Raw genomic sequence first — 22,605 nt, 5'->3', positions numbered from 1 at the left:
ACCGGCCGTCCCCACGGCCTGCCGCCGCCCCGGAGCGCACTCCTAGGATGCTCGGATGAGCAACCACCGGGGACGGCAGGCCGACGCCGACGAGCGTCGCGAGCGCGAACGGGCGTGGTCCGCGGGGCAGCAGGAACGCGAACGGGCCTGGAGCGCGGAGTTCGAGCAGCGGCAGCGGGACCTCGAAGTCGAGTACCGCGAACGCCACCGGGTCGAGGCCACCGCCCGGGAACGCCGGGCCTGGGCCGGGGGCGGCCGGGACGGCGGCATCGGCTGCGTCGACGTCACCGGGCCGGACGACCGGCGCGTCCGGCTCGCGCTGGTCTGGCTCGGCGGCTTCCGGGCGACCCGGAAGCCCCTCAGCGACCAGCTCCCGCTGCGGAACCTCGGCACCCCGTCCGACGCCGTGGGGCTCCTGCTGACGGTCCTGGTCCTCACCGTCCTCGGGCTGGACTTCTGGCTCCGCTGGACCGTCCTCACGCTGCTCGGCCGCCCCCGCTGGGCCGTCGCGGCCGCGGTCGGGCCGCACATCGGCACCGCCGGCAACAACCTGGTGCTGCGGCGCTGCCGGAGCCGGCGGGAGGCCCTGCGGTACGCGGCCGCCGTCGCGGACGACGTCGAGCGCGACGGAGCGGCCGCCCTCACACCCCGATGACCTCCACCGCCGAGCCCAGCCCCCGGAAGTCCGACACGTTGCGGGTGTACAGCGGCAGTCCGTGGGCGGAGGCGACGGCGGCGATCATCAGGTCGATCCGGCGCGGGCGCGGCTGCCGGCCGGCGGCGATGGTCAGGGTGACGAGGGTCCCGTAGCGGGCGGCGGCGGCCGCGTCGAAGGGCAGCGGGTCGAAGTCGGCCATCGCCGCGCCGAGCACCTCCAGCCGGGCCGCCCGGCTGATCGGGTCGCGGGCCATCGAGACGCCCTGCTGGAGTTCGGCGAAGGTGATCGCGGTCAGCTCCGGCACGGCGGGCAGGTCGCCGGGGTTGAGCAGCGCGAGGTCGATGTAGACGCAGGTGTCCAGCACTCCGGCGGGCCGCCGCCGGGGTGCCCTCCGGCGCTCAGCCACGTCGCCGCTCGAACGGGTCGTCGCCCTCGTCGCCGACGAGCTCCTCGGGGCCGAAGTACTCCTCGGCCTCCTTGCGCATCTGCTGGTAGTCCACCCGCGGCAGCTTCACGTGCCGCGCCACCAGCTCCTCCGCCGTGAGCCGCCGCCGCCCGGACACCGGCCGCAGTTCGGCGACCTCGACCCCGTTCCTGGTGATGTGGAAGGTCTCGCCGGCCTCCACCGCGTCCATCACCGCGGCGGAGTTGTTCCGGAACTCCCGCTGGGTAATCGTCTTCATGCCTTCCACGGTAGCCCCGTGTAGCACCGGTGGCTACGCCTCGCGCAACGGCAGGGTGGGACGGGCGGCGGGACGGGAACCCGGCAGGCCGTACGATCGTCCTGTTGAACGTCCCGAGCGTCCGAAGCCGGGAGGCAGAGGCCGGGAACACCGTCGAGAGGGGGCCTGCCGTGAGTGTCGTCGCGATGCTGCTGGGCCTGCTCCGGGTGTTGACCGGACAGCTGGTGACCGACGGCGGCGCGCTCGCCTCCGTCGCCGCCGTGGCGGCCATGGTCCTGGTGGCCGGGGCGGTCGCGGGGGCCTTCGCCGGGACGCGGCTGCTGGGGGCACGGGCCCCGGCCGCGGTGCGCAGCGGGGTGCTGCGGCGCCGGGCGTTCCGCACGGCGTTCCTTCCGCAGCGCGATCCGGACGCCCGGGGCAGGCGACGCCCCAGGGCTCCGGGAGCGGCCCCGGCGGCCGCGTAGTCCCGCAGTTCCCCCGTACGGTGCCCGCGCTTCCGCGGCCGCCGGTACGCCACGTCCTTCGCGGCCGTCCTCCGCCGATCACTCATGTCCTGAGACCCCGGAGGGCTCGCTCCACCATGTCCGTTCTGTCTGTTCTCGACCCGGCCGTCACCGTCGCCCACGCCGTGGTCGCCACGATCGCCCACGTCCTGCCGACCGCGCTGGCGATCGTCCTGTTCGTACTCGCCGTACGGCTCTGCCTGCACCCGCTGGCGCGGGCGGCGGCGCGCGGGGAGAAGGCCCGTTCGAAGCTGGCGCCGAAGGTCGCCGAGCTGAACAAGAAGCACCGGAACAACCCGGAGAAGGCGCGCGAGGCGCTCGCGGAGCTGTACCGGAAGGAGCAGGTCTCGCCGTTCGCGGGCTGCCTGCCGATGCTGGTCCAGATCCCGTTCTTCTCGGTGATGTACCGGCTGTTCACCACCCCGAACGACCTGCTGGACCACACCCTGTTCGGGGTGCCGCTGGGCCTGCACGTCGGGAACGCGCACGGCGCCGGGCAGTTCGCGGTGTTCGGCCTGCTGTACGCCGGGCTGGCGGCGGTCGGGTACGTCAACTACCGCCGGGCCCGGCGGGCGACGGCTGCGGCGCAGACCGCCCCGCAGCCGGGGGCGGCGCTGCTGCCGTACCTGTCCTTCGCCTCGGTGCTGTTCGCGGCGCTGGTGCCGGTGGCCGCCGCGCTCTACCTGCTGACCACCAGCGTGTGGTCGGCCTCGGAGCGCGCCTGGCTGTACCGGGGCACCGGCCAGGTCCCGGCGACGGCGCTCGCGGTCTGACCCGGAGGACGCAGCAGGACCGCCCGGCGCCCGCCCGGCGCCCGCCGGGAGCCCACCGGGAGCTCAGAAGTGGCGCAGCAGCTCCGGGAAGGCCGCGAGCTGCAGCGTCGCCTGCTCCGGTCCGAGCTCCTCGTGCTCCAGCACCCAGGTGTGCTCGTGCGGGATGAACACGGTGCGCAGACCGGCCCGGTGGGCGGGGGCGATGTCGGACTTCGGCGAGTTGCCGATCATCCAGGTGCGGTCCGGGTCGAGGCCGAGCTCGGCGGTGAGCTGCCGGTAGGTGTCGACGGACTTCTCGGCCACGATGTGGACGCTGCGGAAGTGGTGGTCGATCGTGGAGGCCGTCACCTTGGCCCGCTGCTCCTCCTGGTCGCCCTTGGTGAGCAGGAGGAGCCGGTGGCGGCCGGCCAGGGCGGTGAGGGTGTCGGCGACGCCGGCGATCAGTTCGACCTCGCCGCGCCGGGTGAGCGGGGTGAGCAGTTCGTCGATCCGGGCGAGCTCGGCCGCGGTGGGGGTGCGGTCATCGTTCAGCTGCCGCAGGCAGTCGGCGAGGCTCTGCCGGAAGACGGTGGCGCCGTAGCCGAGGGCGGCGGCGTTGGCGGCCTCGATCCGGTCGAGCAGGGCCCGGGCGCCGTCGCGCTCGCCCGGGGCGGCGGCCCAGTCCAGGAAGCCGTCGATGACCCGCTCGAAGAGGACGTTGTTCTCCCAGAGGGTGTCGTCGGCGTCGAAGATGAGGATCTGGTCGGTGTGCATCAGGGGTCCTTGGTCGAGGGCGTGGTTCAGCCGGGCAGGCGCTCCACCGGGCAGGCGGCTCAGCCGAGCAGGCGGCTCAGCCGAGCAGGCGGGCGGCGCGGTCGAGGGTCTCGCGGAAGTTCTCCTCGGTGGTCCGCTGCCGGGCCTCGTCGATGCTCAGCCACTCCAGCGGGGAGGCGGGGTTCTCCGGCCGGGCGTCGTCGGGGGTGCCGGTGGCGAGCAGGAAGCGCAGGTCGGCGTGCTCGTGGGCGGGTTCGACGGGCGAGGCCGGGACGGGCACCACGGCGAGGTGGACGAGGGCGGCGTCGGGCCAGGGGGTGAGGTCGGCGAGGCCGGTCTCCTCCAGGCCTTCGCGCCGGGCGATGTCCAGCGGGAGGGTCTCCCCCGGGTCGCCGTGGCCGCCGACCTGCAGCCAGGCCTGCTGGCGGACGTGCCAGCGCAGCAGCACCCGGCGGGTGGGCGGGTGGACGATCAGCGCGGAGGCGGTGAAGTGCAGCGGGGTGCCACGGTCCCAGGCGTCGGGGGCACCGGCCAGGGCGGTGGCCCGGGCGTGGTCGGCGGTCTCGACCGGGCCCTGCGGCCGGTGGCCGGCCAGGAGTCGGGCCAGGTCGGGGCTCTGCGGGGCGGTGTCCGTGGTCGCCATGGTGCTGGACTCTCCTCGTTCCGCCCCGGGGCGCGTCCGCTCCGCCGCCCGTCGGACCGCCTCGCACGGGACCGGGCACGCCGGGCGGCGTCGCACGGAACGGCGTCAACGGGCTTGCGGGGACGGGCGATCGGGCCCGGGGGCTCCGGTTCCGGTGAACCCGCGAAGCCTAGCCCGGGGGTGCTCGGGCGGCCCACCGGTTTTCCCGGTCGCGGGGGGCGTACCGGCTGGTCGGGCGGCCCGTCCGGAGGCCGTAGCCTGTGGTGATCGTTTCGGGACAGGTGGAGGGATGTCGTCATGGTGGCTGCTCCGGCGCTCGCCGAGCTGCGCGAGGTGTGCCAGCCGCAGGCCAAGCTGCAGAGCCGCAACGGTGAACACTGGGCGGGCCGGCTCTACATGCGGGCGATCTCGCTGCGGACCACCCGTCAGCTGGTGCGCACCTCGGTCTCGCCGAACACCCTGACCTGGGTGATGGTGGTGTGCGGGGTCGGCGGCGGCGCGGCCCTGCTGATCCCGGGGCTGACCGGCGCGGTGCTCGCGGCGGTGCTGTTCCAGCTGTTCCTGCTGTTCGACTGCGTGGACGGCGAAGTGGCGCGCTGGAAGCGCCGGTTCAGCATGGCCGGGGTGTACGTGGACCGGCTCGGCGCCTACCTGGCGGACGCCGCGCTGATGATCGGCGCGGGCGTACGGGCGGCGCGCGGCGGCTCGGAGCTGTGGGTGTCGGCGGGCCTGGCGGCCGCGCTGGGCGTGGTGCTGCTCAAGGCCTCGACGGACCTGGTGGACGTGGCCCGGGCCCGCAGCGGGCAGCCGCCGGCGGACGAGGAGTCGACCCAGCCTCGGTCCCAGGGCATCGCGACGGCCCGCCGGTTCGCCTCGATCTTCAAGATCCACCGGGTGACGAACGGCATCGAGGCTTCGCTGGTGCTGCTGGCGGCCGCCGCGGTGGACGCCGGGCTGCACAACCTGGCCGCGACCCGGTGGACGCTCGCCGGGATCGCGGTGATCACCTGGGGGATGGTGGTGGCGCACCTGGCGTCGATCCTGTCCTCCTCGCGGCTGCGCTGAGGCTGAGGCCGACGGAGCCGCGGCGGGCGGAGCCGAGGCAGGCAGCTGCGGCTGCGGCTGCGGCCAGGCCAGGCCAGGCCAGGCCGAGGCGCCCCTCCCCCGGCAGGGGGAGGGGTCCGGCGCAAGCCCGTCGCCGGGCGGACGCGGCGCCACCGGCCCGGGCGGGAGGGTGGAGCCATGACGACGCCCCGGCCGACCACCGCCACCCGCACCACCGACACCGAGACCCCCGCCGTCCCCGCCCCGCCGCGCTGGGCCGTCCGGGCCGCCCACGTGGCCGCGGTGACCGCACTGCCGGCCGGGCTGTGGCGGCTCGGCCTGGTCCTGGGCCGGCACGGCGGGTACACCGACGCGGGGTACCACGCGGTGGGCTTCACCGGCTGGGACGCGGTCTGGCCGGTCGCCCTGAGCGTGCTCACCGAGGCGCTGGCCCTGCTCACCCTGGGCCTGGTCCGACCGTGGGGCACGGTGCCGCCAGGCTGGATCCCCCTCCTCGGCGGGCGGCCGGTGAACCCGCGCCGGGTCGTCCTGGCGGCCTCGCTCGGCGCCGCCGGGCTGACGGCGCTCTGGACGCCGTTCCTCGCCTGGTGGGCGGTGCCGCACCCGAACATGACCCCGAAGGGGCACCTGCTGGTCGGCTTCCTCTACCTGCCCGCGGTCGCCTGGGGCCCGCTGCTGGCGGCGGTCACCGTCTCGTACCACCGCCGGCACCGCGCGGCCGGCGCCTGACCCCGGCCACGACCGCTACCCGTGCCAAGTCGCCTCCGCTCCGGTCTCATTGCGCGCGAGCGCGGCCAGGACGGTGTCGAGCAAGCCGGGGAAGCGCCGCTCCAGATCGACCGTGCGCAGCGCGGAGAACCGTCGGTTGGCCTCCTCGCGCTGGCTGATCACGCCGGATTCGCGCAGCACCTTGAAGTGGTGGCTGAGGGTGGAGGGGGCGACGTCCACCGGGAAGGTGCCGCAGGCCCGTTCGGGCTCGGCGCGCAGAACGCGGACGATGGTCATCCGGGTGGGGTCGGAGAGCGCGTGCAGGACGTCGTACAGGTCGATCTCCTCGGCCGCGGGGTGGGAGAGCGCCGGTCGGCGGCGGGTGCTGCGGGGCACGTTCAGACCTCCTCTGATCTGCGATGTTCGACAAACGCCGAAACGGAGTGGTACCACTTTGCCACGGCAATTTCGTCGTTCGTCGAACATCGTAGTCGAGGGGGCCCGACATGCGCGCACTGGTGATGACCGCACCCGGTGGAGCCGAGCAGTCCGAGATCCGGCAGACCGAGGCGCCGCGGCCCGGCCCAGGCCAGGTCGCGATCGACGTCGCCTGGGCCGGGCTCAACTTCGTGGACGTGATGGCCCGCCGCGGCGACGGCGGCTACACCGCCGAGTGGCCGTACCTGCCGGGCAAGGAGGTCGCCGGTACGGTCCGCGCGCTCGGCGAGGGCGTCACCGGACTCGCCGTCGGCGACCGGGTGGCGGCCGCGCCCGTCGGCGGCGGCCTCGCCGAGGTGGCGCTCGCCGACGCCGTGCTGACCGTGCCCGTCCCGGACGGGCTGGCGCTCAGTGCGGCGGCCGCCGCCCCGCTCGGCCTGGCCACCGCCGTCCTGCTGCTCACCGACGCGGGCCGGCTGACCGCCGGGGACAACGTCCTGGTCCACTCGGCCGGCGGCGGGATCGGCAGCGCCGTCGCCCAGCTCGTCCCGCTGCTCGGCGGCGGGGGCGCCCTGATCGGCACGGTCGGCCGCCCGGAGAAGGCCGCGGCCGCCGTCGACCTCGGCTACCACCACGCCTTCGCCCGTGACGAGAAGCTGGCGGACGCCGTCCGCGCCGCCACCGACGGCCGGGGCGTCGACCTCGTCCTCGATCCGCTCGGCACCGCCGCCCTGGACCTCGACCTCGCCGTCGCCGCGCCCGGCGGCCGGATCGTCCTGTTCGGCAACGCGGGCGGCGGCGAGGTCGGCGACCTGCCCCCGCTCGGCCGGCTGATGGGCGGCAACCTCTCCGTCACCGGGTTCAGCCACCGCGCCTACGCCGCCACCGCCCCCGAACGCCTCGCCCGGGCCATCCGCACCACCCTCGACCTCCAGGCGCACCGCGGCCTCACCGTGCCGCTCACCGAACTGCCGGGCCTGGAGGCTGTACCGGCCGCGCACGACGCGATGCAGGAGGGGCGGGCCACCGGCAAGTACGTGGTGCGGGTGGGTGGTTGACAACACCGCACCGACTCGGGGCGGTCAGACCGTGAAGACCGCTCCCGGGTCGGCGTGCCCCACCGGCCCGGCGAAGCGGGACGCGGCACGGGCCACCGCCGCCCCGGGCGTCAGCGCCCGGCCGACGTGGGTGACCACCAGCCGGCCCGCCCGCGCCGCCGCCGCGGTCTCCCCGGCCTGCTCGGCGGTGTGGTGCGCGGGGTCGTCGCCCTCCGCCTCGCACAGCAACAGGTCGCATTCGGCGGCCAGTTCGGTGAGCGCGGCACAGGGCGCGGTGTCGCCGGAGTAGACCAGCGACCGGCCGCCGGCCTCCGCCCGGAGCGCGAAGGCCGGCATGCCGTGTACCACCGCCCGACTGGTCAGCGTGAGCGCGCCGGGGCCCCGGCCCAGCACGGCCCGGTGTCCGTCGGACAACTCGGTGACGGCGAAGGCCGATTCGACCGGGCTGCGGCGCGCCGAGTTGGTCAGGAAGTCCGCCAGCCGGTCGGCGATGCCGGGCGGGCCGTAGAGCGGGATCGGCGCGTCGAGCCGGACGTCCGCGTACAGGGCGCCGTAGTAGGCGGTGAGCAGGTCGGCGCAGTGGTCGGCGTGCAGGTGCGAGATCCAGATGGCGTCCAGCCCGTCCAGCCGGACGTACCGCTGCAACGGCCCGAGGGTCCCGGTGCCCGCGTCCACCCACACCCGGGCGCCGCCGCCCGTCACCAGGTAGCCGGAGCACGGGTTGTCCACGGTCGGGTAGGGGGTGGCACTCCCCAGGACGGTGAGTCGCAGGGGCGCATCGGAGCCGAGGTCGGACATCGGATGAGCCTAACGCCTCGGTCGCCCCGCGCACCGGTACGGACAGTTCCGGTCACGATCGGCCAATGAACCGAACCCGCTTGTGATCAGTGCGGACCGGCCCCGAGACTGTTGGCCGCTGGGAGTCCGTTGCGGGTCCATTGCGCCGCGCCACCGCGACATCCGTGCCACCACCCCCGGGGAGGGGAAGCCGTGATCAGACGAGGACGGATCCACCGGATCCCCGTAGTGGCCGGCCTGTTGGCCCTGTCCCTCGGCAGCGCGGTGACCACCACCGCGCCCGCCCACGCCGCCACCACCCACGCCGCCACCGCCCTGGCCGCCACCTCCCTCGCCGGCATCAACTGCACCGGCTGGAGCTACACGACCTACAGCCCGGGGCTCACCCACACCGTGCGACCGACCACCGTCGTCGTCGACGGCGACCTCGACGTCATCGACGAGCACAGCCCGACCGGTAGCTGTCTGCCGGTCAACTCCACCGCCACGGCCGGGGAGCGGGACGTGACGGCCGTGATCGACCTCAGCTGCAACCAGCTGATCGGCGAGAGCGGCGTCGAGACCATCCGCTGGAACAACGGCACCAGCACCAGCTTCCCGTTCACCGCGACGGTGGTCCGGGGGCTCTCCACCACCGTCCTCACCGAGACCGGCACCGTCACCTCCGGCGAGTTCGCCGGCGGCCACGTGGTGGAGACCTTCACCGCCGCCAACCTCGACCTCACCGGCTGCCTCACCCCCACCGGGGTCACCAGCCTGAACTACGCGACGGTGCTGACCATCGTCCCGCTCTGATCGCCTCCGCTCCGAAGGCCTCACACCGGAAGTCGGCCGAGCCGACTTCCGGCACGACCGGCAACTCCTCGCACCGCTTCCACTTCACCGACACGGCGGACCGCGCGATCGACGCCGCCGACTGGGCCTGCCCCGGCCGGAGTTCGGGGCCCACGGCCCCGTGAACCGCAGCGGGCATAGGCCGGGGCGGGGCCGTGTTGGGCCCGGCATGACCAAGATTCTGGTGATCGGCGCGAACGGCAGTGTGGGCAGGCACGTGGTGGCGTCGCTGGTCGAAGGCGGGCACGAGGTAAGGGCGTTGGTGCGGAACGCGGCCACCTCCGCGCTGCCCGCCGGGGTGGAGGCCGTCGAGGGCGACCTGTCGGCACCGGAGAGCCTCGCCGCCGCGCTGCACGGCGGGGTGGCCGGCGTCTACCTGATGTGGCCCGGGATCCCCGTCCAGCCGCGGGTGGTGGAGCTGATCGCCGAGCACGCCGAACGGGTCGTCTACCTCTCGACGGACGTGCCGGACCTCGCGGACGACGAACCGGCGGCGATCTTCCACCAGGAGATCGAGCGGCTGATCCGCCGCTCCGGCCTGGCCTGGACATTCGTCCGGGCGATCGACTTCGCCGGCAACGCGCTCGGCTGGGCCGACCAGGTCCGCGCGGGCGTCGTCCGCTGGCCGTACGGGCGGGCCCGCCGCTCGCTGGTCCATGAGCGCGACATCGCGGAGGTGGCCGTCCGGGCCCTCACCGAGGACGGGCACGACGGCGGGAAGTACCTGGTCACCGGGCCCGAGTCGCTCGCCCACGCCGAGCTGGTGCGGATCATCGGCGAGGAGCTCGGCACCGAGGTCCGCTGGGAGGAACTGGCGCCGGAGACGGCCCGCAAGGAGCTGACGGCGGCCTGGGGCAACGCGGCCTTCGTGGAGTCCCGGCTGCGCGCCTGGGAGTCGTTCACCCGCGAGCCGGAGCGGGTGACGGACACGGTCGAGCGGGTGCTCGGCCGCCCGCCCCGCAGCTTCCGCTCCTGGGCGCGGGAGCACACGGCGGACTTCAGGTGACCACTCGGGCCGGGCGGCACGGGACTCAGCCCCGCTCGACCGCCAGCTCGATCTCCCGGTGGGTCTCGTCGCCCGGCACCGGCACGGACACGCCGGAGCGCCGGAAACCGGCCCGCAGGTACATCGCCTCGGCGCGGGTGTTGGACTCGTGGACGAACAGGCGGACCCGCTGGATCCGGGGCTCGGCCAGCGACCAGGAGCACTCCTGGGCGGCCCGGATCAGCTCGTGCGCCAGGCCGGTGCCGCGCGCCTCGGGGCGGACGTAGACGCCGACGATGTGGGTCTGCGGGACGGTGATGACGTCGCCGCCGAGGGCGCCGTCCCCGCCGGGCCGCTCGACCCGCACGGTCATGGTGCCGAGCCAGCGGCCGTCCGCGGCCTCCGCGACGAGCTGGTGCACGGCGTCGCCCTCGGCGGCTCCGGCGGTGCGCTCCTGCCAGAAGCCGTCGGGCCTGGCGGCGGCGCTCTCGTAGGTGTCCAGGAAGGCGATGCTCGCGGCCGGGTCCTGCAGCGCGGCAAGGCGGATCTCCTTGACCCGCTCCCACTCCTCGGTCCTTACACGTCTGATCACTGTGCTCATCACATGATCGTCAGCGGTTGGCTGCCTCCGCACAACCCCCTTTTCCGGAGGCCTCGGAGCCGCCGGCCGGTTGACCGCGCCCCCGCAGGTTGATGACGCTCTCATGGGCGCTTGAAGGCATCCACGGCATGGTCGGGGGCTTCGATCACGATGGAGTGCATGCCGTCGATCCGGGAGACGATCGCCTCGCGCGGGCCCCGGCGCCAGACGTCACTGGCGTAGAACGCGTCCTCCTGCGCGCGGTGCTGCTCGACGGAGTCGAACGCCCGGATCAGGTAGGCCTCTTCATGGCCGTCCTCGGCGACGAGCGAGGCGCCGTGGTCGACGACCCGGATGCCGGCGGCTTCCAGGAGGGGAACGGACTCCTCGGCCATCACGCGGACGAACTCGGCGCCGGTGCCGGGCAGCAGGCGGTAGGTGCGGATTTCGAGGATCACGACGGTTCCCCCCCTCTCGTGGTAGTGGTCGGTCAGTCGGCCTTGGGCTCGGCGAGGGTGTGGGCGACCAGCGCGTTGGCGTGGCCGTGACCGAGGCCGTGCTCGCTCTTGAGCCAGCCGACGAGCTCCATGTGCTTGGTGAGCGGCGAGGTGCGGATCAGGCCCTTCCACTCCTCGATCGGACGGCCGTACTTCTTCTCGATGGCCGGGAAGTAGCTGGCGGGGCCCTTGACGGGGGTGGTCATGGCGCGGGTGTCCTGTTCTCTGGTCGGGCGACGGTCTGGCTGGCTGGCTGATACGACGTTAGCGGCTGGCACTGACACGGACGATGGCCGCCGTGAGGGCGAGGAGGCCGAAGCCCGCGCCGACGGTGAAAGCGATGACGGTGGCCCCGGAGCCCGCGAAGCCGGCCAGGACGACGACCGGGGCGATCCGGTAGGCGAGGGCCCAGCCGCGCTCCCCGCGCGAGGCGAAGTGCCGGGCCAGGGCGAGGAAGGCGAGGCAGAGCGCCAGGTAGCCGAGGGTGCCGGCGAGCAGGTGGACGGTGCCGTGGCCGCTCAGTTCGCCCGGGCCGTCCGGCGTTCCGGTCGGGAAGCCCGCGCCGGGGTCGGCCTTGAACACGCCGGCCAGGAGGAAGGAGGCACCGAAGGCGGCGACCAGCCCCGGGGCCCAAGTGCCGCCGGGAGCACCGCCGATGGTGCGGCGCAGGCCGACCGCGCCTGCGGTCAGCAGCAGGCCGGTGAGCAGGAAGCTCGCGACCTGGATCCAGCCGAGGTCCCCGAGGCCGAGCTGGCTGATGGCGTTGCGGGAGAAGTCGAAGCCCTTGCGGGTGAGGCCCTGGGCCACTCCCAGGCCGAGGAACAGCGGGCCGGCGAGTGCACCGCCGACCAGCAGGGCGCGGCGGGTGGTGAACGTGGTGGCGGCAGTGGCGGAACGGGTGCTGAAGGCCTGCTGGGCCATGGAAATCCCCCCAAGGATGTGAGGCCGCCAGAACTGGACTGTCCAGTACTGGGGAACTGGACGGTACGGTACTGGGAGAGGAACTGGACTGTCCAGTACTGTTCGGTCCAGGACGAGAAGTCGAGATCGAGAAGGAGGAGGGAGACAGGGGTGGAAGCCAACGAGCCCGGCAACCGGTCGGCCCGCAAGCACCAGGCGATCATGGAAGCCGCGACCACGGTCTTCATGGCCAAGGGCTACGCGGGCACGAGCATGGACGACATCGCCAAGCTCGCAGCCGTGTCCAAGCAGACGGTGTACAAGCACTTCGCCGACAAGGAGAAGCTGTTCGCCGAGATCGTGCTCGCCACGACCGACCGGATCGAGGCGATGATCGACCTCGTGTCCGACATCCCGGCGGACGCGGCCGCACTGGAGGAGAACCTGGGCACGCTCGCCCGGCAGTTCCTCACCACGCTCACCCGGCCGCAAGTGCTCCAGCTGCGCCGGCTGATCATCGCCAACGCCGACAGCTTCCCCGAGCTGGGCGCCACCTGGTACGAGCAGGGCTTCGAGCGGGTGCTCGCCACCCTCGCCGAGACCTTCCAACGACTTGCCGACCAGGGCGTGTTGAAGGTGGACGACGCACTGCTCGCGGCCAACCACTTCTCAGGGCTGCTGCTCTGGATCCCGGTGAACAAGGCGATGTTCCACGGGAGCCCGCAGCACACGGAGGTCGAGCTGGAGCGCTACGCCGACGCGGGCGTACGGGCGTTCCTCGCCGCCTACCGCTGACCGCTGACCGCTGACCGCGTCCGAGCAGAACGCGCCCCGCCCGCCGGGCGGCGGGGCGCGGGCCCGGAAGTCCGGCCCCTCCCGTGGCCGCTCCGGTCGCACGAGTGATCATGGATCGCGCGAGGCCGGCCAGGGCAGGCGGGGGCGTGCACAGGAAGTCGACCGGACCGACTCCCCGCGTACGGACGGGAATTGGCTACCGGTGCTGGACGTCACCGGAGGGGTGCTGCACCTCGATCGGCTTCCGCCGGAAGCGGGATGAGCGGGTTTCGCAGAGGCCGCCGAAGAGGGCGGCGATGAGGTTGAGGATCAGGAGTCCGAGCATCGATGGTGGCCGCCGTCGCGGTTGCGCTTGTACTCGCGCAGGAGCGCGAGGAGGTTGATGAGGGTGCTCGCCGGGACGTTGCCGAAGTTGACGAGTCGGCGACCGCTGAGGCTGGTCTCACCCGAGTGGGCGGAGGGCCAGAGGAGACCGAACTCACGGCCCTCGGTGCGGAGTTCGATGATCAGCTCGGTGAGCTGGGGACCGGTGACGTGGAGCAGGGCCGGGTCGGCGGGGTGGATCGGGTGGTGGGCGCTCACGCGGCACCGTCCAGCTCGAACCAGACGGTCTTGCCGAGCTCTTGGGGACTGACGCCCCAGCGGTGGGAGAGGCCGGCGACGAGCTGGAGGCCCCGGCCGGACTCGGAGAGGAGGTCGTGCGAACGCTGCTCGGGGAGGATGGTGGAGCGGTCGGAGACGCCGACGCGGAGGGTGTTGTCACGGAGGACGATGGCGACGACCGGGGCAGGGGTGTCGCCGTGGCGCCAGGCATTGACGATCAGTTCGACCAACGCGAGCTGGGCGTCGGCGACGAGGGACGGGGGCCAGCCGTCGAGCGCATCCCGGAGGGTGTCGCGGGAGAGGCCGAGGGAGGGGGAGTTGAGGTTGCGCACAGGGATCTCCCAGAGGGGAACGGGTGAGATCGGCGGATGCGTCGCCGTGAACAAGCCCACTGGACATGGGTGTTCTTCGGTGCCCGAGCGGCGTTACTGACGATCCGTTCGGTGATCGGTGCATCACAGACTGTAGAGCACGTGATGGCAAATTTGCTAGCCAGCTCGGGAAGATGTGCCTATAGGCTCGCTGGACTCGTCACGCACGCGCGGTGGATGCTGGGAGGATGCCACCTACCCCAACCGCACGTCGGAAGCGCGTCGGCACCGAACTGCGGAAGATGCGCGAGGCCGCCGGGCGCTCGGCCGGAGATGCTGCCGCAGTGCTCGGCCTGGACCGCAGCAAGGTCACGCTGATCGAACAGGGCGCCTACCCGATCAGCGCCGAGCGGGTCCTCGCGCTCGCCGCCGACTTCGAGGAGGCCGACTCCGCCTACGTCGACGCCGTCGCCGAGATGGCTGCCGACCGCACCAAAGGGTGGTGGGAGGAGCACAGAGGTCTCGTCCCGGCCGGAATTCTTGAGATCTCAGAGGTGGAGCACTACGCCAACACATTGTTGACGTATCAGATCTGCCACGTGCCGGGCCTCATGCAGACCGAAGAGACAGCTCGGGCCATCTTCCGCGAGGTCTATCCGCCGCTCCGACCCCTGAACATCGAAGCCCGAGTCGAGAACCGGATGCGGCGAGCGGAGCTTCTGACACGCAAGGATCCGCTTGAATACGAAGCGATCGTCCACGAGGCCGCACTGCGCATGGAGTTCGGCGGCGCGACCGTTGCGCGCGACCAGTTGAAGCAGCTGCTCGCGCTCTCAGAGGCACCCAACGTGACTCTCCGCGTGTTGGAGTTCAAGGCTGGTGGATTCAAGGGTGCAGGTCAGGCCGTGCTCTACGCGGGCGGGCCTGTGCCTCGCCTCGATACGGTTCAGCTGGACTCCGTAGGATCACCAGCGTTCCTGACCGAAACGAACCAGCTGGAGAACTACCGGAACATCATTGGAGACATGCGCGATCGCTCGCTCGATCCGTCAGCCTCCCGTGATGCGATCTTCAGCATCATGAACAGGCTGTGAGGCCCTGGTGGAAGAACTCGCTTGGCAAAAGCCCATCGCTTGCGGCGATGGCAATAACTGCCCCGAAGTGGCTATAGCTCCCGACGCCGTCTACGTTCGCAGCACTCTGCTCCCCGACGCCATCGCCCAACTCACCCCCGACGAGTGGCGCGACCTCGTCGCCGCCATCCGCAACGGCGAGTTCAACGCCTGACCCCCGACCGCACCGGCCGCCCGTTTTGGATCACGGGGCTCTGAGCTGCTAACGTTCTTCTTGTCGCGAGGAACACAAATCCTCGCCAGGCGTCAGTGGTACTACCAGAGTACGTCCTACTTTCAGTAGGAAGAGTCCGTGCAACCCGGGCCTGGCGCTCCACAGTCGGACGGCCCGGCACCTTTCACAGGTGCCGGGCCGTCCGCGTTTCCGACCCTGGCCGGACCCAAGCCCGGCGGACTAGGACCAGCGCCCGATGGCACCCGGCCCCCGGCTCCCTAGGCTCTCTACCGTCCCCCTCCCCGCCCCAGGAGCCAGAACCATGCCGGCCGACGCCACCGCGCACATCCGCATCGCCCGCCCGTCCCGCAACCTCGAAGCGGCCGAGCGCTTCTGGGCCGCCGGGCTCGGCCTCGACGTCCTCTACCGGCACACCACGGACGGCACCCCCGGCGAGCACTCCCTCCTCATGGTCGGCTGGCCCGACGCCGCCTGGCACCTGGAGCTCGTCCACGACCCCGCCGCACCCGTCGAACCACGCCCCACCGCCGACGACCTCCTCGTCGTCTACCTCGGCGAACCCGTCAGTGACGCCCTGCTGGAGCGGCTCGAACAGCACGGCGGCAAGCGCGTCCCCGCGCACAACCCGTACTGGGAGGCCTGGGGCGTGACCGTCCAGGACCCCGACGGCTACCTGCTGGTGCTCTCCACCCGCTCCTGGTCCAACACCTGAGCCCCCCTTCGTACCGGAACCGAACGGCCCCGCCGGAGCGTCCGGCTTCCCGAGGTGCCGTCGTTCGCAGCCGGGAGGGGTTCGGGTCATGGTGTGGGCCGTCGTCGGGGTGCTGTTCGCGCTGCTACCGCTCGTCCACTGGCTGCTGCGCGCCCGGCCGACCCCCCTGCGGGTGCCCATCGCCGCCGCGCTGCTGCTCTGGCTGGCCCTCGTCCTCTCCGTACCCCTCGGCCTGCTGCACCCGCAGAGCAAGGCCGAGCTGTACCTGCTGTACACGCCGCTCGCCGAACTGGCCGTACTCGTCGGGCTCCGGGCGGAGCGGCGCTTCGCCGGACCGCGCACGGAACGCCCGCGCGGCTGGTCCCGGGCCGTCGGCATCGCCTTCCACGCCCAGCTGGCTCTGGTCCTCCCCGCCACCCCGCTGCTCGCGCTCCTCTTCTTCCACGAGGCGAGCGTGCCCGCCGCCCAGACCCTGCCGGAGGCGCGGCCCGGCTACACCACCATCCGCACCGGCCAGGGCTGCGGCAACGGCCACCACTCCACCTGCTGGCGCACCCGCTACCTCACCGGCCCGGCCGGCCTCTCCACGGAGGAGGCCGCCGACAGGCTCCGGCCCTCCCAGCGCTGCGAGGCGAACGGCTGGCTGATCGACCGTCGCGACCTCTGCACCGAAGTGAGCACCGACGGCGCCACCATCGTCTACCGCGTCCTCCTCGGCGGCGGGCTCTGACGGGTTGTTCAGCCCTGCGACCCCACGACACGGCAGCGGGTAGCAGACGCCTCCTCCCGATCCCGTGCGGACCTCCCGACCTGGGGAGATGAGCAGGGCCCCTGTTATCGTGCGCCGATGTCAACGATCAGACAGTTCCAAGTGACCTTCGACTGTGCGGAGCCTGCGCGCCTCGCCGCCTTCTGGTGCGAGGTGCTGGGGTACGTCGTGCCGGCGGTCCCGGAGGGCTTTGCCACGTGGGAGGAGTACCACCGCTCGCTGCCGCCCGAGGATGAGATCTACTTCGCGTGCGCTGATCCCTCGGGCGTGGCCCCGCGCTTGCTCTTCCAGCGGGTTCCCGAGGGCAAGGTCGTCAAGAACCGGGTGCACCTCGATGTGCGGGCCGGCGCCGGGCTCGTGGGTGAGGAGCGCCTGGCCACCCTGGAGGCCGAATGCGCACGGCTGACGGCGCTCGGCGGGAAACACGTGCTGACGCAGCGCGCCGACGGCGTCAACGAGTCGTGCATCACGATGCAGGACATCGAGGGCAACGAGTTCTGCCTCGCCTGACTCTCCTCCGGGACGGCGAGGTGGGAAGCCGTCTCCGGCCTTCGGGAGCATCGGGGCATCGGGGCATCGGGGAGCATCAGGACAGCCGACATCGGCTGTCCCGATGCCCGACCCGACCGGCGGCACGGTGCTGCACTCCACCATCCCGCCGCACGAGGACGAAGCCTGAGCAGGCGCCGGCCGTCAGGCGTCCTCGTCGCTGCCGAGCACAGCGGGTCCGAGGTCGGCGGGAAGGTGGGCGACGGCCAGTGCGACGGCCTCCTCCGCCGTCCCGGCCTCGGCGATCAGACCACCGTGCGGGAACCGCTGCACCCTGTACGGGCGGCCGTCGTACGCGGGAGCGATCGCGAGCACCACCCCGCAGGGGAAGCCGGTGCGGGGCCGGAAGACGAGCACCCGGTGGCTGACGACCGGGGACAACTGCCGGAGCCTCGGCTCCGCACCGGCCGCCTCGACCAGCAGGCCGAACCCGGTGAACTCCGCTTCCCCCGCGGCCCGTTCCCGGAGCCAACGCCACTGCAACCCGACCACGGCTTCAGCCCCGTGCTCATGGGCCTCGGCGAGTTCCGAGGAGGCGAGGAACGGGAACCGCTCACGCAGCTCCCGCGGACTCCGCCCGCTCCCCCAGGCCGTGGCGGCCCGGATGACCTCTTGGATGTCCGCCGTCCCGCCCGTGATCATCTCGACGCCCAGACTCCGGCCGCTGAGCCAGAACCAGCGCTTCTCCGCGCCGAGATGCACCCGGAGCGGACGGCGCACGGGCATCGTGCCCGCTGAGACGGCGATGCCCGCCGAGGCCGCGTCGCCCCGGGTGCCCGGCACCAGGGCGACGTCCACGGCCAGTTCGGCGGCCGCCGACTCCAGTGCGGCGGCGAGGCTCCCGGCGGCGGCCACGTCCGGGTAGAGATCAGGATTCATCCGCCCAGTCTGACCATACGAATTACCTGAATCCAGAAAACGGCCTGATCCGACCACTTCCGAACGAACCGTACGGAAGCGGGTTTTCCGCTCTCCAAGGCCCGGGTAGGGCGGAGACGTTCGCACTCCGACGATCGGCCGAGACCGGAGCGGAGGCGAATCCTTGAGAATTTCCACGGAAGGAACCCGCATGAACAGGACCGTTCGCAACGCCCTCGTCACCGTCGTCGCCGCCGGCGCGCTCACCGCCGCCGTCGCACCCGTCGCGATGGCCGCCGAACAGACCCGGACGAGCACCGTTGCCCAGGCCCGGCTCGCCAACCCGAAGACCGTCAAGGCCGCCGCCTACAACCAGGCCCGCAGCACCCTCGCCCAGGCCGGCAGCCAGACGGCCGCCAAGTCCCACCCGGCGCACGGCACCAAGGACGTCCCGGTCTCCTACGGCACCAGCCTGCTCGCCGCCGCCCGCGACGAGTTCCGCGCCGCCGACAAGAACCTTCCGGCCGGCCAGAAGAAGTCCGACATGTCGATCCCGCACTACAACGCCATCCACAGTGCGGCCGACACCATGGGCATCACCGTCTGGTGACCGGCGGCCCGGCCGCCCCGGGCAGCGCGGCCGCCCCGGGTTGACCGCCGTCCCGCGCGCTCAGGCCCCCTGGGCGCGCGGGGCCGCTCCCGCGTACGGGCCCGTGCGGAGGAACGCCCGGCGCAGCGGGGCGGCGGTGACGAAGACGAACAGCCCGAAGAGCGTCATCGCCGGCAGCCCGACGACTCCCTGGAGGTAGTCGAGCGGGTGACGCACGACGTCGTCCCAGTTCGCCCACCAGTTCGCCGTCAGATCGGCCACCATGACCCCCGCCCCGAGCCACGCCCCCGCCGGGCGCGCCCGGGCCACCAGCACGGCGGCCAGCGGGTCGAGCACGAGCAGCGCGTGGAACAACACCTGGCTCGGCAACGGCCACCACGCGTACGCGTGCAGCCCGCCGCTCAGGACGTCGAACGCGTGCACCGCCGCCCCCTCGACGAATCCGACCACCCACACCGCCGCCACCCACCGCACCCGGCGCGGCCGCGCACCCCAGCCCCCACGGATCTCCCGCATCCCCTGTGCCCCTGGTCCCCCCTGTGTCACCGCGCCAGCCTAGAGGGGCGGTTGACCATCCTCGGGGCGCCCTACGGCCCGTCCGGCTCCTGCCTCGGGAGGACCCGGGGCTCGCCCGGGCTGCCGTCGGGGAGGACGTCGAAGACGGTGAGCGAGGTGCGGCCGGTGACGGTGATCTGGTTCGGGCCGGACCAGTCGACGCGGACGAAGTCGCCGCCGCGGGTGTTCCAGGTGCCCATGCTCCAGTGGCGGGCGGACCAGCCGGTACCGGTCTCCAACTCCACCCGGTAGACCGGGTCGATGGAGAAGGCGACGTTGGTGACGGTGAGCACCCGGTCCGGGCGGTCGGGGCTGACGAACCGATCCTCCCGGCCGCCGTGGCCGCTGAACACGAAGGACAGGAACAGGATCGGCACCGCGGCCAGGACGAGCGGCGCCAGCACAGCGGCACAGCCGATCTGCGAGAACCGGGAGCGGAACTCCAGCTGGATCACCAGCGAGACCACGAGCAGCACCACCGCCGCCCCGATCAGCAGGACCGGACGGTTGAGCCAGTGCTCGAGCAGCACCAGTCCGCCCGAACGGGAGGCGTGCCAGCCCGGCAGGTACACCAGCAACGCCGCGAGCGCCGAACCCCTGAGCGCCCACGCGATCTGTCTGCGACGCCTCGCCGTCATCCGTCCCCCCGGGCGGTCTTTTGCCGACCTTTGCGCGGACTTTACTACAGGGGCCGACTGCTGCCCGGGGAGCGCTGCCCGCGGCCCGAACGGGCCGGGAATCGCCTCCGGGCGGTCAGCGGAGCGTCACCGCCGGGCTGCCGGGATCACCGTCGGGGGCGAGGGTGACGACCCTGGCCTCGCGGACTCTGGTCACCGTGATCCGATCGGGGGCGGACCACTCGGCGCCCCGGAAGGGTCGTCAATCGGTGACGCACCGTCACCCCCTCGCCCCCAGCGATGCTTTGCCGATCCTTGGCGTGGGCTTTACCTCAGGGCTCAGCGGCAGGGCCCGGCAGCGGAGCAGGGCCGCGAACGCCACGGCGGCCCGGGCGCGGGTGTCCCCGCTGCCCGGGCCGTCCGACGGCTACCGGCCGTACCCCCGTCACCGCCGGTAGAAGACGCTCCGCGACCAGAAGTAGCCGAGCAGGGTCAGCCCGGTGCACCAGGCGAGGGCGATCCAGCCGCTGTTGCCGATGGCGGTGCCCATCAGCAGGCCGCGCAGGGTCTCGATGATCGGGGTGAAGGGCTGGTACTCGGCGAACCAGCGCAGCACGGTCGGCATCGAGTCCGGCGGCACGATCGCGCTGCCGATGAAGGGCAGGAAGGTCAGCGGCAGCGGCGTGTTGCTCGCACTCTCCGGCGTCTTGGAGACCAGTCCGATCCCCGCCGATATCCAGGTGAGCGTCAGGGTCACGAACAGCAGCAGGCCCGCTGCCGCCAGCCATGCCAGCGGCCCGGCGCTGGACCGGAACCCCATGGCGAAGGCCGCGCCGGTCACCATCACCAGCGCGATCACCGTCTGGACCACGCTCCCGACCACGTGCCCGGTCAGGAACGCCGAGCGCGAGATCGCCATCGTGCGGAACCGGTTGACGATCCCCTCGGTCATGTCGACGCAGACGCCGACCGCCGTGGCGACCGCCCCCGACGTCGCCGTCATCAGGACGATCCCCGGCGTCACGTAGTCGATGTAGCTCCCGCCCCCGATGCCGGCTCCCAACGCGCCTCCGAAGGCGTAGTTGAAGAGCAGCAGCATCATCACCGGCATCAGCACGACGGAGAAGGTCATCGCCGGGTACCGCTGCGCGCGCTTGAGGTTCCGCCGCAGCATGGTCAGCGAGTCGCTGACCGCATACGTCGCCGTGCTCATCGTGCTCCCTCTCCGGTGAGTTGCAGGAAGACGTCGTCCAGGTCCGCCGTCTCCACGACCAGTGACTCGGCCGGCAGCCCGGCGTTGTCGAGCACGTCCAGCACTGCCCGTACGGTGAGCACGGAGTTGTCCCCCGGGATGTCCAGCCGCAGGGCCTCCGCGTCGGCGGTGGCATAGTCGAACAGCCCGGCGGCGGCGGTGAGTCGGCCGGTGTCCGAGAACTGGAGCCGGATCCGCCCGCCGGGGACGATCCGCTTCAACTCCTCGGCCGTGCCCTCCGCGACGATCCGGCCAGCGTCCAGGACGGCGATGCGGTCGGCGAGTCGGTCGGCCTCGTCCAGGTACTGGGTGGTGAGGAAGATCGTCACCCCGTGGTCGGCGACCAGGCCACGGATGATCTCCCACATGGTGCGCCGACTGCGCGGGTCCAGCCCGGTGGTGGGCTCGTCCAGGAAGATCACCTTGGGGTCTCCGACCAGGGTCATCGCCAGGTCGAGCTTGCGCCGCATGCCCCCTGAGAAGGTGACGGCGGGCTTGCCCGCGGCTTCGGCGAGCTCGAAGCGCCGCAGCAGTTCCTCGGCCCGCCTCCGCCCCTCCCGACGGGGGAGGTGGTGGAGGTCGGCCATCAGCATCAGGTTCTCCTCGGCGGTGAGGAGGTTGTCCACCGCCGAGAACTGGCCGGTGACCCCGATCGCCTTCCGCACCCCGTCGGCCTGGCGGACCACGTCGTACCCGGCCACCCGGGCCGAGCCGCCGTCGGCGGGGATGAGGGTGGAGAGGATCTCCACCGTGGTGGTCTTGCCCGCGCCGTTCGGGCCGAGCAGGGCGAACACGCTGCCCGCCGGGATGGACAGGTCGACGCCCCTGAGCACCGCCTTGTCCCCGTAGCTCTTGGTCAGCCCGGCCACCGAGATCGCCGCCGTGCTCGCGACCGGGGCCGTTGCCGGGATCGTCGTCGTCGCCATCAGGCCCTCCGGATGAGGATGCTGCCGACCTGGGTGGCGCCGCGGACCTCGACCGTCTCCCGGGCCTCGCCCGGACCGGCCGCCGTGTCGAGGGCGTTGCGGACGGCGCCGAACTTGCTGTGCACGTCCAGCCAGGCCGCCGTGCCATCCGCGATGCCGACCTCGATGTCCCCGACGCCGACCTGAAGGCCGATCTTGCCGCGGACGACCTGGCCGACCCGGATGTGGCCGTTCGCCGTCTTGGCCTCGACGCCCCCCTCGGCGAGGCCGATGTGGATCCGGCCGTTGGAGGCGTTGGCCGTCAGCTCGCCGCGCACCTCGTCGATCTCGGTGTCGCCGTTGCTGTTCTTGGTCGTCAGCCGGCCGCCGACGGCGCCGACCTCGATCCGGCCGGAACCGGTCACCTCGGCATCCCCGGCGACGGTGCCGAGCCGGATGTCACCCATGTCGGTCTTGAGCCGGGCGCCCTCGGCCCGGTCGACCTGGATCCGCCCCATGGAGGTCTTGATCCGGCAGTCGCCGAGCGGGCCCTCGGTGACGAAGTCGGCCATCGGGGAGTCGGCGTGCACCTCCGAGCCGGCGGGCAGCTCGACCGTGATGTCGATCGAGCCCTTCTTGCTGGAGAACACCGTCCGCTGCTTGGGGCCCTTGACGGTGAGCCGGCCGCCGGAGAAGTCGACCTGGGTCAGCTCGGCGGCCTTGACGTCCGCGTCCCTGGCGGAGCTGGTGGGCCGGACCTCGACGACCGTGTCGGTGCGCTTGCTCGCCCGGATCCACACCGAGCCGATCTCGAATTCGAGGGAGACGGAGATCTGTCCGTTGGTCTCGTACGTGGGCATGGCTGTGCCGTCCTCTTGACTCGTG

At 72.5% G+C, this 22,605-nt stretch carries 34 protein-coding genes; 15 read left to right on the top strand and 19 right to left on the bottom strand.

Features of this window, described 5'->3' with window-relative positions; genetic code table 11:
- The first annotated feature begins 55 nt into the window (after positions 1–55).
- Entirely contained in the window at positions 56–655 is a 600-nt protein-coding gene (locus ABTY61_RS12015; RefSeq protein ID WP_350504834.1) for a hypothetical protein, read from the top strand.
- Here ABTY61_RS12015 and ABTY61_RS12010 read toward each other — a convergent pair.
- Positions 642–1,064, bottom strand: a complete 423-nt coding sequence (locus ABTY61_RS12010; protein WP_350504833.1) for a type II toxin-antitoxin system VapC family toxin — start codon at positions 1,062–1,064, stop codon at positions 642–644. The genes ABTY61_RS12015 and ABTY61_RS12010 overlap by 14 nt on opposite strands.
- Entirely contained in the window at positions 1,057–1,341 is a 285-nt protein-coding gene (locus ABTY61_RS12005; protein WP_063349249.1) for a type II toxin-antitoxin system Phd/YefM family antitoxin, read from the bottom strand. The genes ABTY61_RS12010 and ABTY61_RS12005 overlap by 8 nt, the downstream gene beginning before the upstream one ends.
- Positions 1,342–1,511: 170 nt before the next feature.
- Between ABTY61_RS12005 and ABTY61_RS12000 the strand changes: the two genes are divergently transcribed.
- Positions 1,512–1,805 (top strand): DUF6412 domain-containing protein, encoded by a 294-nt coding sequence (locus ABTY61_RS12000; RefSeq protein ID WP_350504832.1) that lies wholly within the window; start codon positions 1,512–1,514, stop codon positions 1,803–1,805.
- 116 nt (positions 1,806–1,921) lie between these two features.
- Positions 1,922–2,617 (top strand): YidC/Oxa1 family membrane protein insertase, encoded by a 696-nt coding sequence (locus ABTY61_RS11995; protein ID WP_350504831.1) that lies wholly within the window; start codon positions 1,922–1,924, stop codon positions 2,615–2,617.
- Between the two features lie 63 nt (positions 2,618–2,680).
- Here ABTY61_RS11995 and ABTY61_RS11990 read toward each other — a convergent pair whose 3' ends face one another.
- Positions 2,681–3,370, bottom strand: a complete 690-nt coding sequence (locus tag ABTY61_RS11990; protein ID WP_350504830.1) for an HAD family hydrolase — start codon at positions 3,368–3,370, stop codon at positions 2,681–2,683.
- A 76-nt stretch (positions 3,371–3,446) separates the two neighbouring features.
- Positions 3,447–4,013: an NUDIX hydrolase gene (locus tag ABTY61_RS11985; RefSeq protein ID WP_350504829.1), complete on the bottom strand. Its 567-nt coding sequence runs from the start codon at positions 4,011–4,013 to the stop codon at positions 3,447–3,449.
- Positions 4,014–4,310: 297 nt separating this feature from the next.
- On the opposite strand from ABTY61_RS11985, the gene ABTY61_RS11980 reads away from it, so the two are divergent.
- Positions 4,311–5,078 carry a CDP-alcohol phosphatidyltransferase family protein gene (locus ABTY61_RS11980; protein ID WP_350504828.1) on the top strand — a complete coding sequence of 256 codons (768 nt, stop codon included), beginning with the start codon at positions 4,311–4,313 and terminating at the stop codon, positions 5,076–5,078.
- A 177-nt stretch (positions 5,079–5,255) separates the two neighbouring features.
- On the top strand, positions 5,256–5,807 hold the full coding sequence (locus ABTY61_RS11975; protein ID WP_350504827.1) for a hypothetical protein: 552 nt from the start codon (positions 5,256–5,258) through the stop codon (positions 5,805–5,807).
- A 15-nt stretch (positions 5,808–5,822) separates the two neighbouring features.
- On the opposite strand, the gene ABTY61_RS11970 is transcribed toward ABTY61_RS11975, so the two are convergent.
- On the bottom strand, positions 5,823–6,182 hold the full coding sequence (locus tag ABTY61_RS11970; protein ID WP_350504826.1) for an ArsR/SmtB family transcription factor: 360 nt from the start codon (positions 6,180–6,182) through the stop codon (positions 5,823–5,825).
- Positions 6,183–6,292: 110 nt separating this feature from the next.
- Here ABTY61_RS11970 and ABTY61_RS11965 point away from each other — a divergent pair, with 110 nt between their 5' ends.
- A complete protein-coding gene (locus tag ABTY61_RS11965) occupies positions 6,293–7,282 on the top strand; it encodes a quinone oxidoreductase family protein (protein WP_350504825.1) in 990 nt (329 codons plus the stop codon).
- Positions 7,283–7,306: 24 nt separating this feature from the next.
- Here ABTY61_RS11965 and ABTY61_RS11960 read toward each other — a convergent pair whose 3' ends face one another.
- On the bottom strand, positions 7,307–8,080 hold the full coding sequence (locus ABTY61_RS11960) for an MBL fold metallo-hydrolase (protein ID WP_350504824.1): 774 nt from the start codon (positions 8,078–8,080) through the stop codon (positions 7,307–7,309).
- A 192-nt stretch (positions 8,081–8,272) separates the two neighbouring features.
- On the opposite strand from ABTY61_RS11960, the gene ABTY61_RS11955 reads away from it, so the two are divergent.
- Together ABTY61_RS11955 and ABTY61_RS11950 are read left to right on the top strand one after the other, a co-directional pair.
- Entirely contained in the window at positions 8,273–8,875 is a 603-nt protein-coding gene (locus ABTY61_RS11955) for a hypothetical protein (protein ID WP_350504823.1), read from the top strand.
- 208 nt (positions 8,876–9,083) lie between these two features.
- Positions 9,084–9,920 carry an NmrA family NAD(P)-binding protein gene (locus tag ABTY61_RS11950; protein ID WP_350504822.1) on the top strand — a complete coding sequence of 279 codons (837 nt, stop codon included), beginning with the start codon at positions 9,084–9,086 and terminating at the stop codon, positions 9,918–9,920.
- Positions 9,921–9,945: 25 nt separating this feature from the next.
- Here ABTY61_RS11950 and ABTY61_RS11945 read toward each other — a convergent pair whose 3' ends face one another.
- From ABTY61_RS11945 to ABTY61_RS11930, 4 genes are all read right to left on the bottom strand, one after another.
- The gene (locus tag ABTY61_RS11945) at positions 9,946–10,500 is read right to left on the bottom strand and encodes a GNAT family N-acetyltransferase (protein WP_350504821.1); all 555 of its coding nucleotides are present in this window, start codon (positions 10,498–10,500) and stop codon (positions 9,946–9,948) included.
- Positions 10,501–10,601: 101 nt separating this feature from the next.
- Entirely contained in the window at positions 10,602–10,937 is a 336-nt protein-coding gene (locus tag ABTY61_RS11940) for an NIPSNAP family protein (protein WP_350504820.1), read from the bottom strand.
- Positions 10,938–10,969: 32 nt separating this feature from the next.
- Complete coding sequence (locus ABTY61_RS11935) at positions 10,970–11,182, bottom strand: DUF4287 domain-containing protein (protein WP_350504819.1); 213 nt, start codon at positions 11,180–11,182, stop codon at positions 10,970–10,972.
- Between the two features lie 58 nt (positions 11,183–11,240).
- Positions 11,241–11,897 carry a DUF998 domain-containing protein gene (locus ABTY61_RS11930; protein WP_350504818.1) on the bottom strand — a complete coding sequence of 219 codons (657 nt, stop codon included), beginning with the start codon at positions 11,895–11,897 and terminating at the stop codon, positions 11,241–11,243.
- Between the two features lie 150 nt (positions 11,898–12,047).
- Here ABTY61_RS11930 and ABTY61_RS11925 point away from each other — a divergent pair, with 150 nt between their 5' ends.
- Complete coding sequence (locus ABTY61_RS11925) at positions 12,048–12,671, top strand: TetR/AcrR family transcriptional regulator (protein ID WP_350504817.1); 624 nt, start codon at positions 12,048–12,050, stop codon at positions 12,669–12,671.
- 196 nt (positions 12,672–12,867) lie between these two features.
- Here the strand turns inward: ABTY61_RS11925 and ABTY61_RS11920 are convergent, their stop codons facing one another.
- Genes ABTY61_RS11920 through ABTY61_RS11910 form a run of 3 tightly spaced genes read right to left on the bottom strand, consistent with a single transcriptional unit; the run spans position 12,868 to position 13,606 of the window.
- Positions 12,868–12,996 carry a hypothetical protein gene (locus ABTY61_RS11920; RefSeq protein ID WP_350504816.1) on the bottom strand — a complete coding sequence of 43 codons (129 nt, stop codon included), beginning with the start codon at positions 12,994–12,996 and terminating at the stop codon, positions 12,868–12,870.
- Positions 12,981–13,253, bottom strand: a complete 273-nt coding sequence (locus ABTY61_RS11915) for a hypothetical protein (RefSeq protein WP_350504815.1) — start codon at positions 13,251–13,253, stop codon at positions 12,981–12,983. The genes ABTY61_RS11920 and ABTY61_RS11915 overlap by 16 nt, the downstream gene beginning before the upstream one ends.
- Positions 13,250–13,606: an ATP-binding protein gene (locus tag ABTY61_RS11910; protein WP_350504814.1), complete on the bottom strand. Its 357-nt coding sequence runs from the start codon at positions 13,604–13,606 to the stop codon at positions 13,250–13,252. The genes ABTY61_RS11915 and ABTY61_RS11910 overlap by 4 nt, the downstream gene beginning before the upstream one ends.
- A 227-nt stretch (positions 13,607–13,833) precedes the next feature.
- Between ABTY61_RS11910 and ABTY61_RS11905 the strand changes: the two genes are divergently transcribed.
- The 5 genes from ABTY61_RS11905 (at position 13,834) to ABTY61_RS11885 (ending at position 16,884) form a co-directional block, all read left to right on the top strand.
- Positions 13,834–14,679: a helix-turn-helix domain-containing protein gene (locus ABTY61_RS11905; protein WP_350504813.1), complete on the top strand. Its 846-nt coding sequence runs from the start codon at positions 13,834–13,836 to the stop codon at positions 14,677–14,679.
- Between the two features lie 7 nt (positions 14,680–14,686).
- Positions 14,687–14,872, top strand: coding sequence for a DUF397 domain-containing protein (locus tag ABTY61_RS11900; protein ID WP_350504812.1), 186 nt, complete (start codon positions 14,687–14,689; stop codon positions 14,870–14,872).
- A gap of 322 nt (positions 14,873–15,194) precedes the next feature.
- Positions 15,195–15,605, top strand: a complete 411-nt coding sequence (locus tag ABTY61_RS11895; protein WP_350504811.1) for a VOC family protein — start codon at positions 15,195–15,197, stop codon at positions 15,603–15,605.
- A gap of 88 nt (positions 15,606–15,693) precedes the next feature.
- Positions 15,694–16,335: a hypothetical protein gene (locus tag ABTY61_RS11890; RefSeq protein ID WP_350504810.1), complete on the top strand. Its 642-nt coding sequence runs from the start codon at positions 15,694–15,696 to the stop codon at positions 16,333–16,335.
- A gap of 117 nt (positions 16,336–16,452) precedes the next feature.
- Positions 16,453–16,884, top strand: a complete 432-nt coding sequence (locus ABTY61_RS11885; RefSeq protein ID WP_350504809.1) for a VOC family protein — start codon at positions 16,453–16,455, stop codon at positions 16,882–16,884.
- A gap of 183 nt (positions 16,885–17,067) precedes the next feature.
- Here the strand turns inward: ABTY61_RS11885 and ABTY61_RS11880 are convergent, their stop codons facing one another.
- Positions 17,068–17,802 carry a DUF6193 family natural product biosynthesis protein gene (locus tag ABTY61_RS11880; protein ID WP_350504808.1) on the bottom strand — a complete coding sequence of 245 codons (735 nt, stop codon included), beginning with the start codon at positions 17,800–17,802 and terminating at the stop codon, positions 17,068–17,070.
- 190 nt (positions 17,803–17,992) lie between these two features.
- Here ABTY61_RS11880 and ABTY61_RS11875 point away from each other — a divergent pair, with 190 nt between their 5' ends.
- Positions 17,993–18,391, top strand: a complete 399-nt coding sequence (locus tag ABTY61_RS11875) for a hypothetical protein (protein ID WP_350504807.1) — start codon at positions 17,993–17,995, stop codon at positions 18,389–18,391.
- Between the two features lie 60 nt (positions 18,392–18,451).
- Here ABTY61_RS11875 and ABTY61_RS11870 read toward each other — a convergent pair whose 3' ends face one another.
- From ABTY61_RS11870 to ABTY61_RS11850, 5 genes are all read right to left on the bottom strand, one after another.
- A complete protein-coding gene (locus ABTY61_RS11870) occupies positions 18,452–18,907 on the bottom strand; it encodes a hypothetical protein (RefSeq protein ID WP_350504806.1) in 456 nt (151 codons plus the stop codon).
- 71 nt (positions 18,908–18,978) lie between these two features.
- Entirely contained in the window at positions 18,979–19,584 is a 606-nt protein-coding gene (locus ABTY61_RS11865) for a hypothetical protein (RefSeq protein ID WP_350504805.1), read from the bottom strand.
- Positions 19,585–20,008: 424 nt separating this feature from the next.
- Entirely contained in the window at positions 20,009–20,776 is a 768-nt protein-coding gene (locus tag ABTY61_RS11860) for an ABC transporter permease (protein ID WP_350504804.1), read from the bottom strand.
- Entirely contained in the window at positions 20,773–21,741 is a 969-nt protein-coding gene (locus ABTY61_RS11855) for an ATP-binding cassette domain-containing protein (RefSeq protein ID WP_350504803.1), read from the bottom strand. The genes ABTY61_RS11860 and ABTY61_RS11855 overlap by 4 nt, the downstream gene beginning before the upstream one ends.
- A complete protein-coding gene (locus ABTY61_RS11850) occupies positions 21,741–22,580 on the bottom strand; it encodes a DUF4097 family beta strand repeat-containing protein (protein WP_350504802.1) in 840 nt (279 codons plus the stop codon). Before ABTY61_RS11850 ends, ABTY61_RS11855 begins: the two co-directional genes overlap by 1 nt.
- Positions 22,581–22,605: the final 25 nt, after the last annotated feature.

This window comes from Kitasatospora sp. NPDC096128, from assembly GCF_040303105.1.
Taxonomy (GTDB): Bacteria; Actinomycetota; Actinomycetes; order Streptomycetales; family Streptomycetaceae; genus Kitasatospora.
The sequence above is the reverse complement of the archived record's forward strand: the minus strand, read 5'-3'. Positions and strand labels throughout refer to the sequence as shown.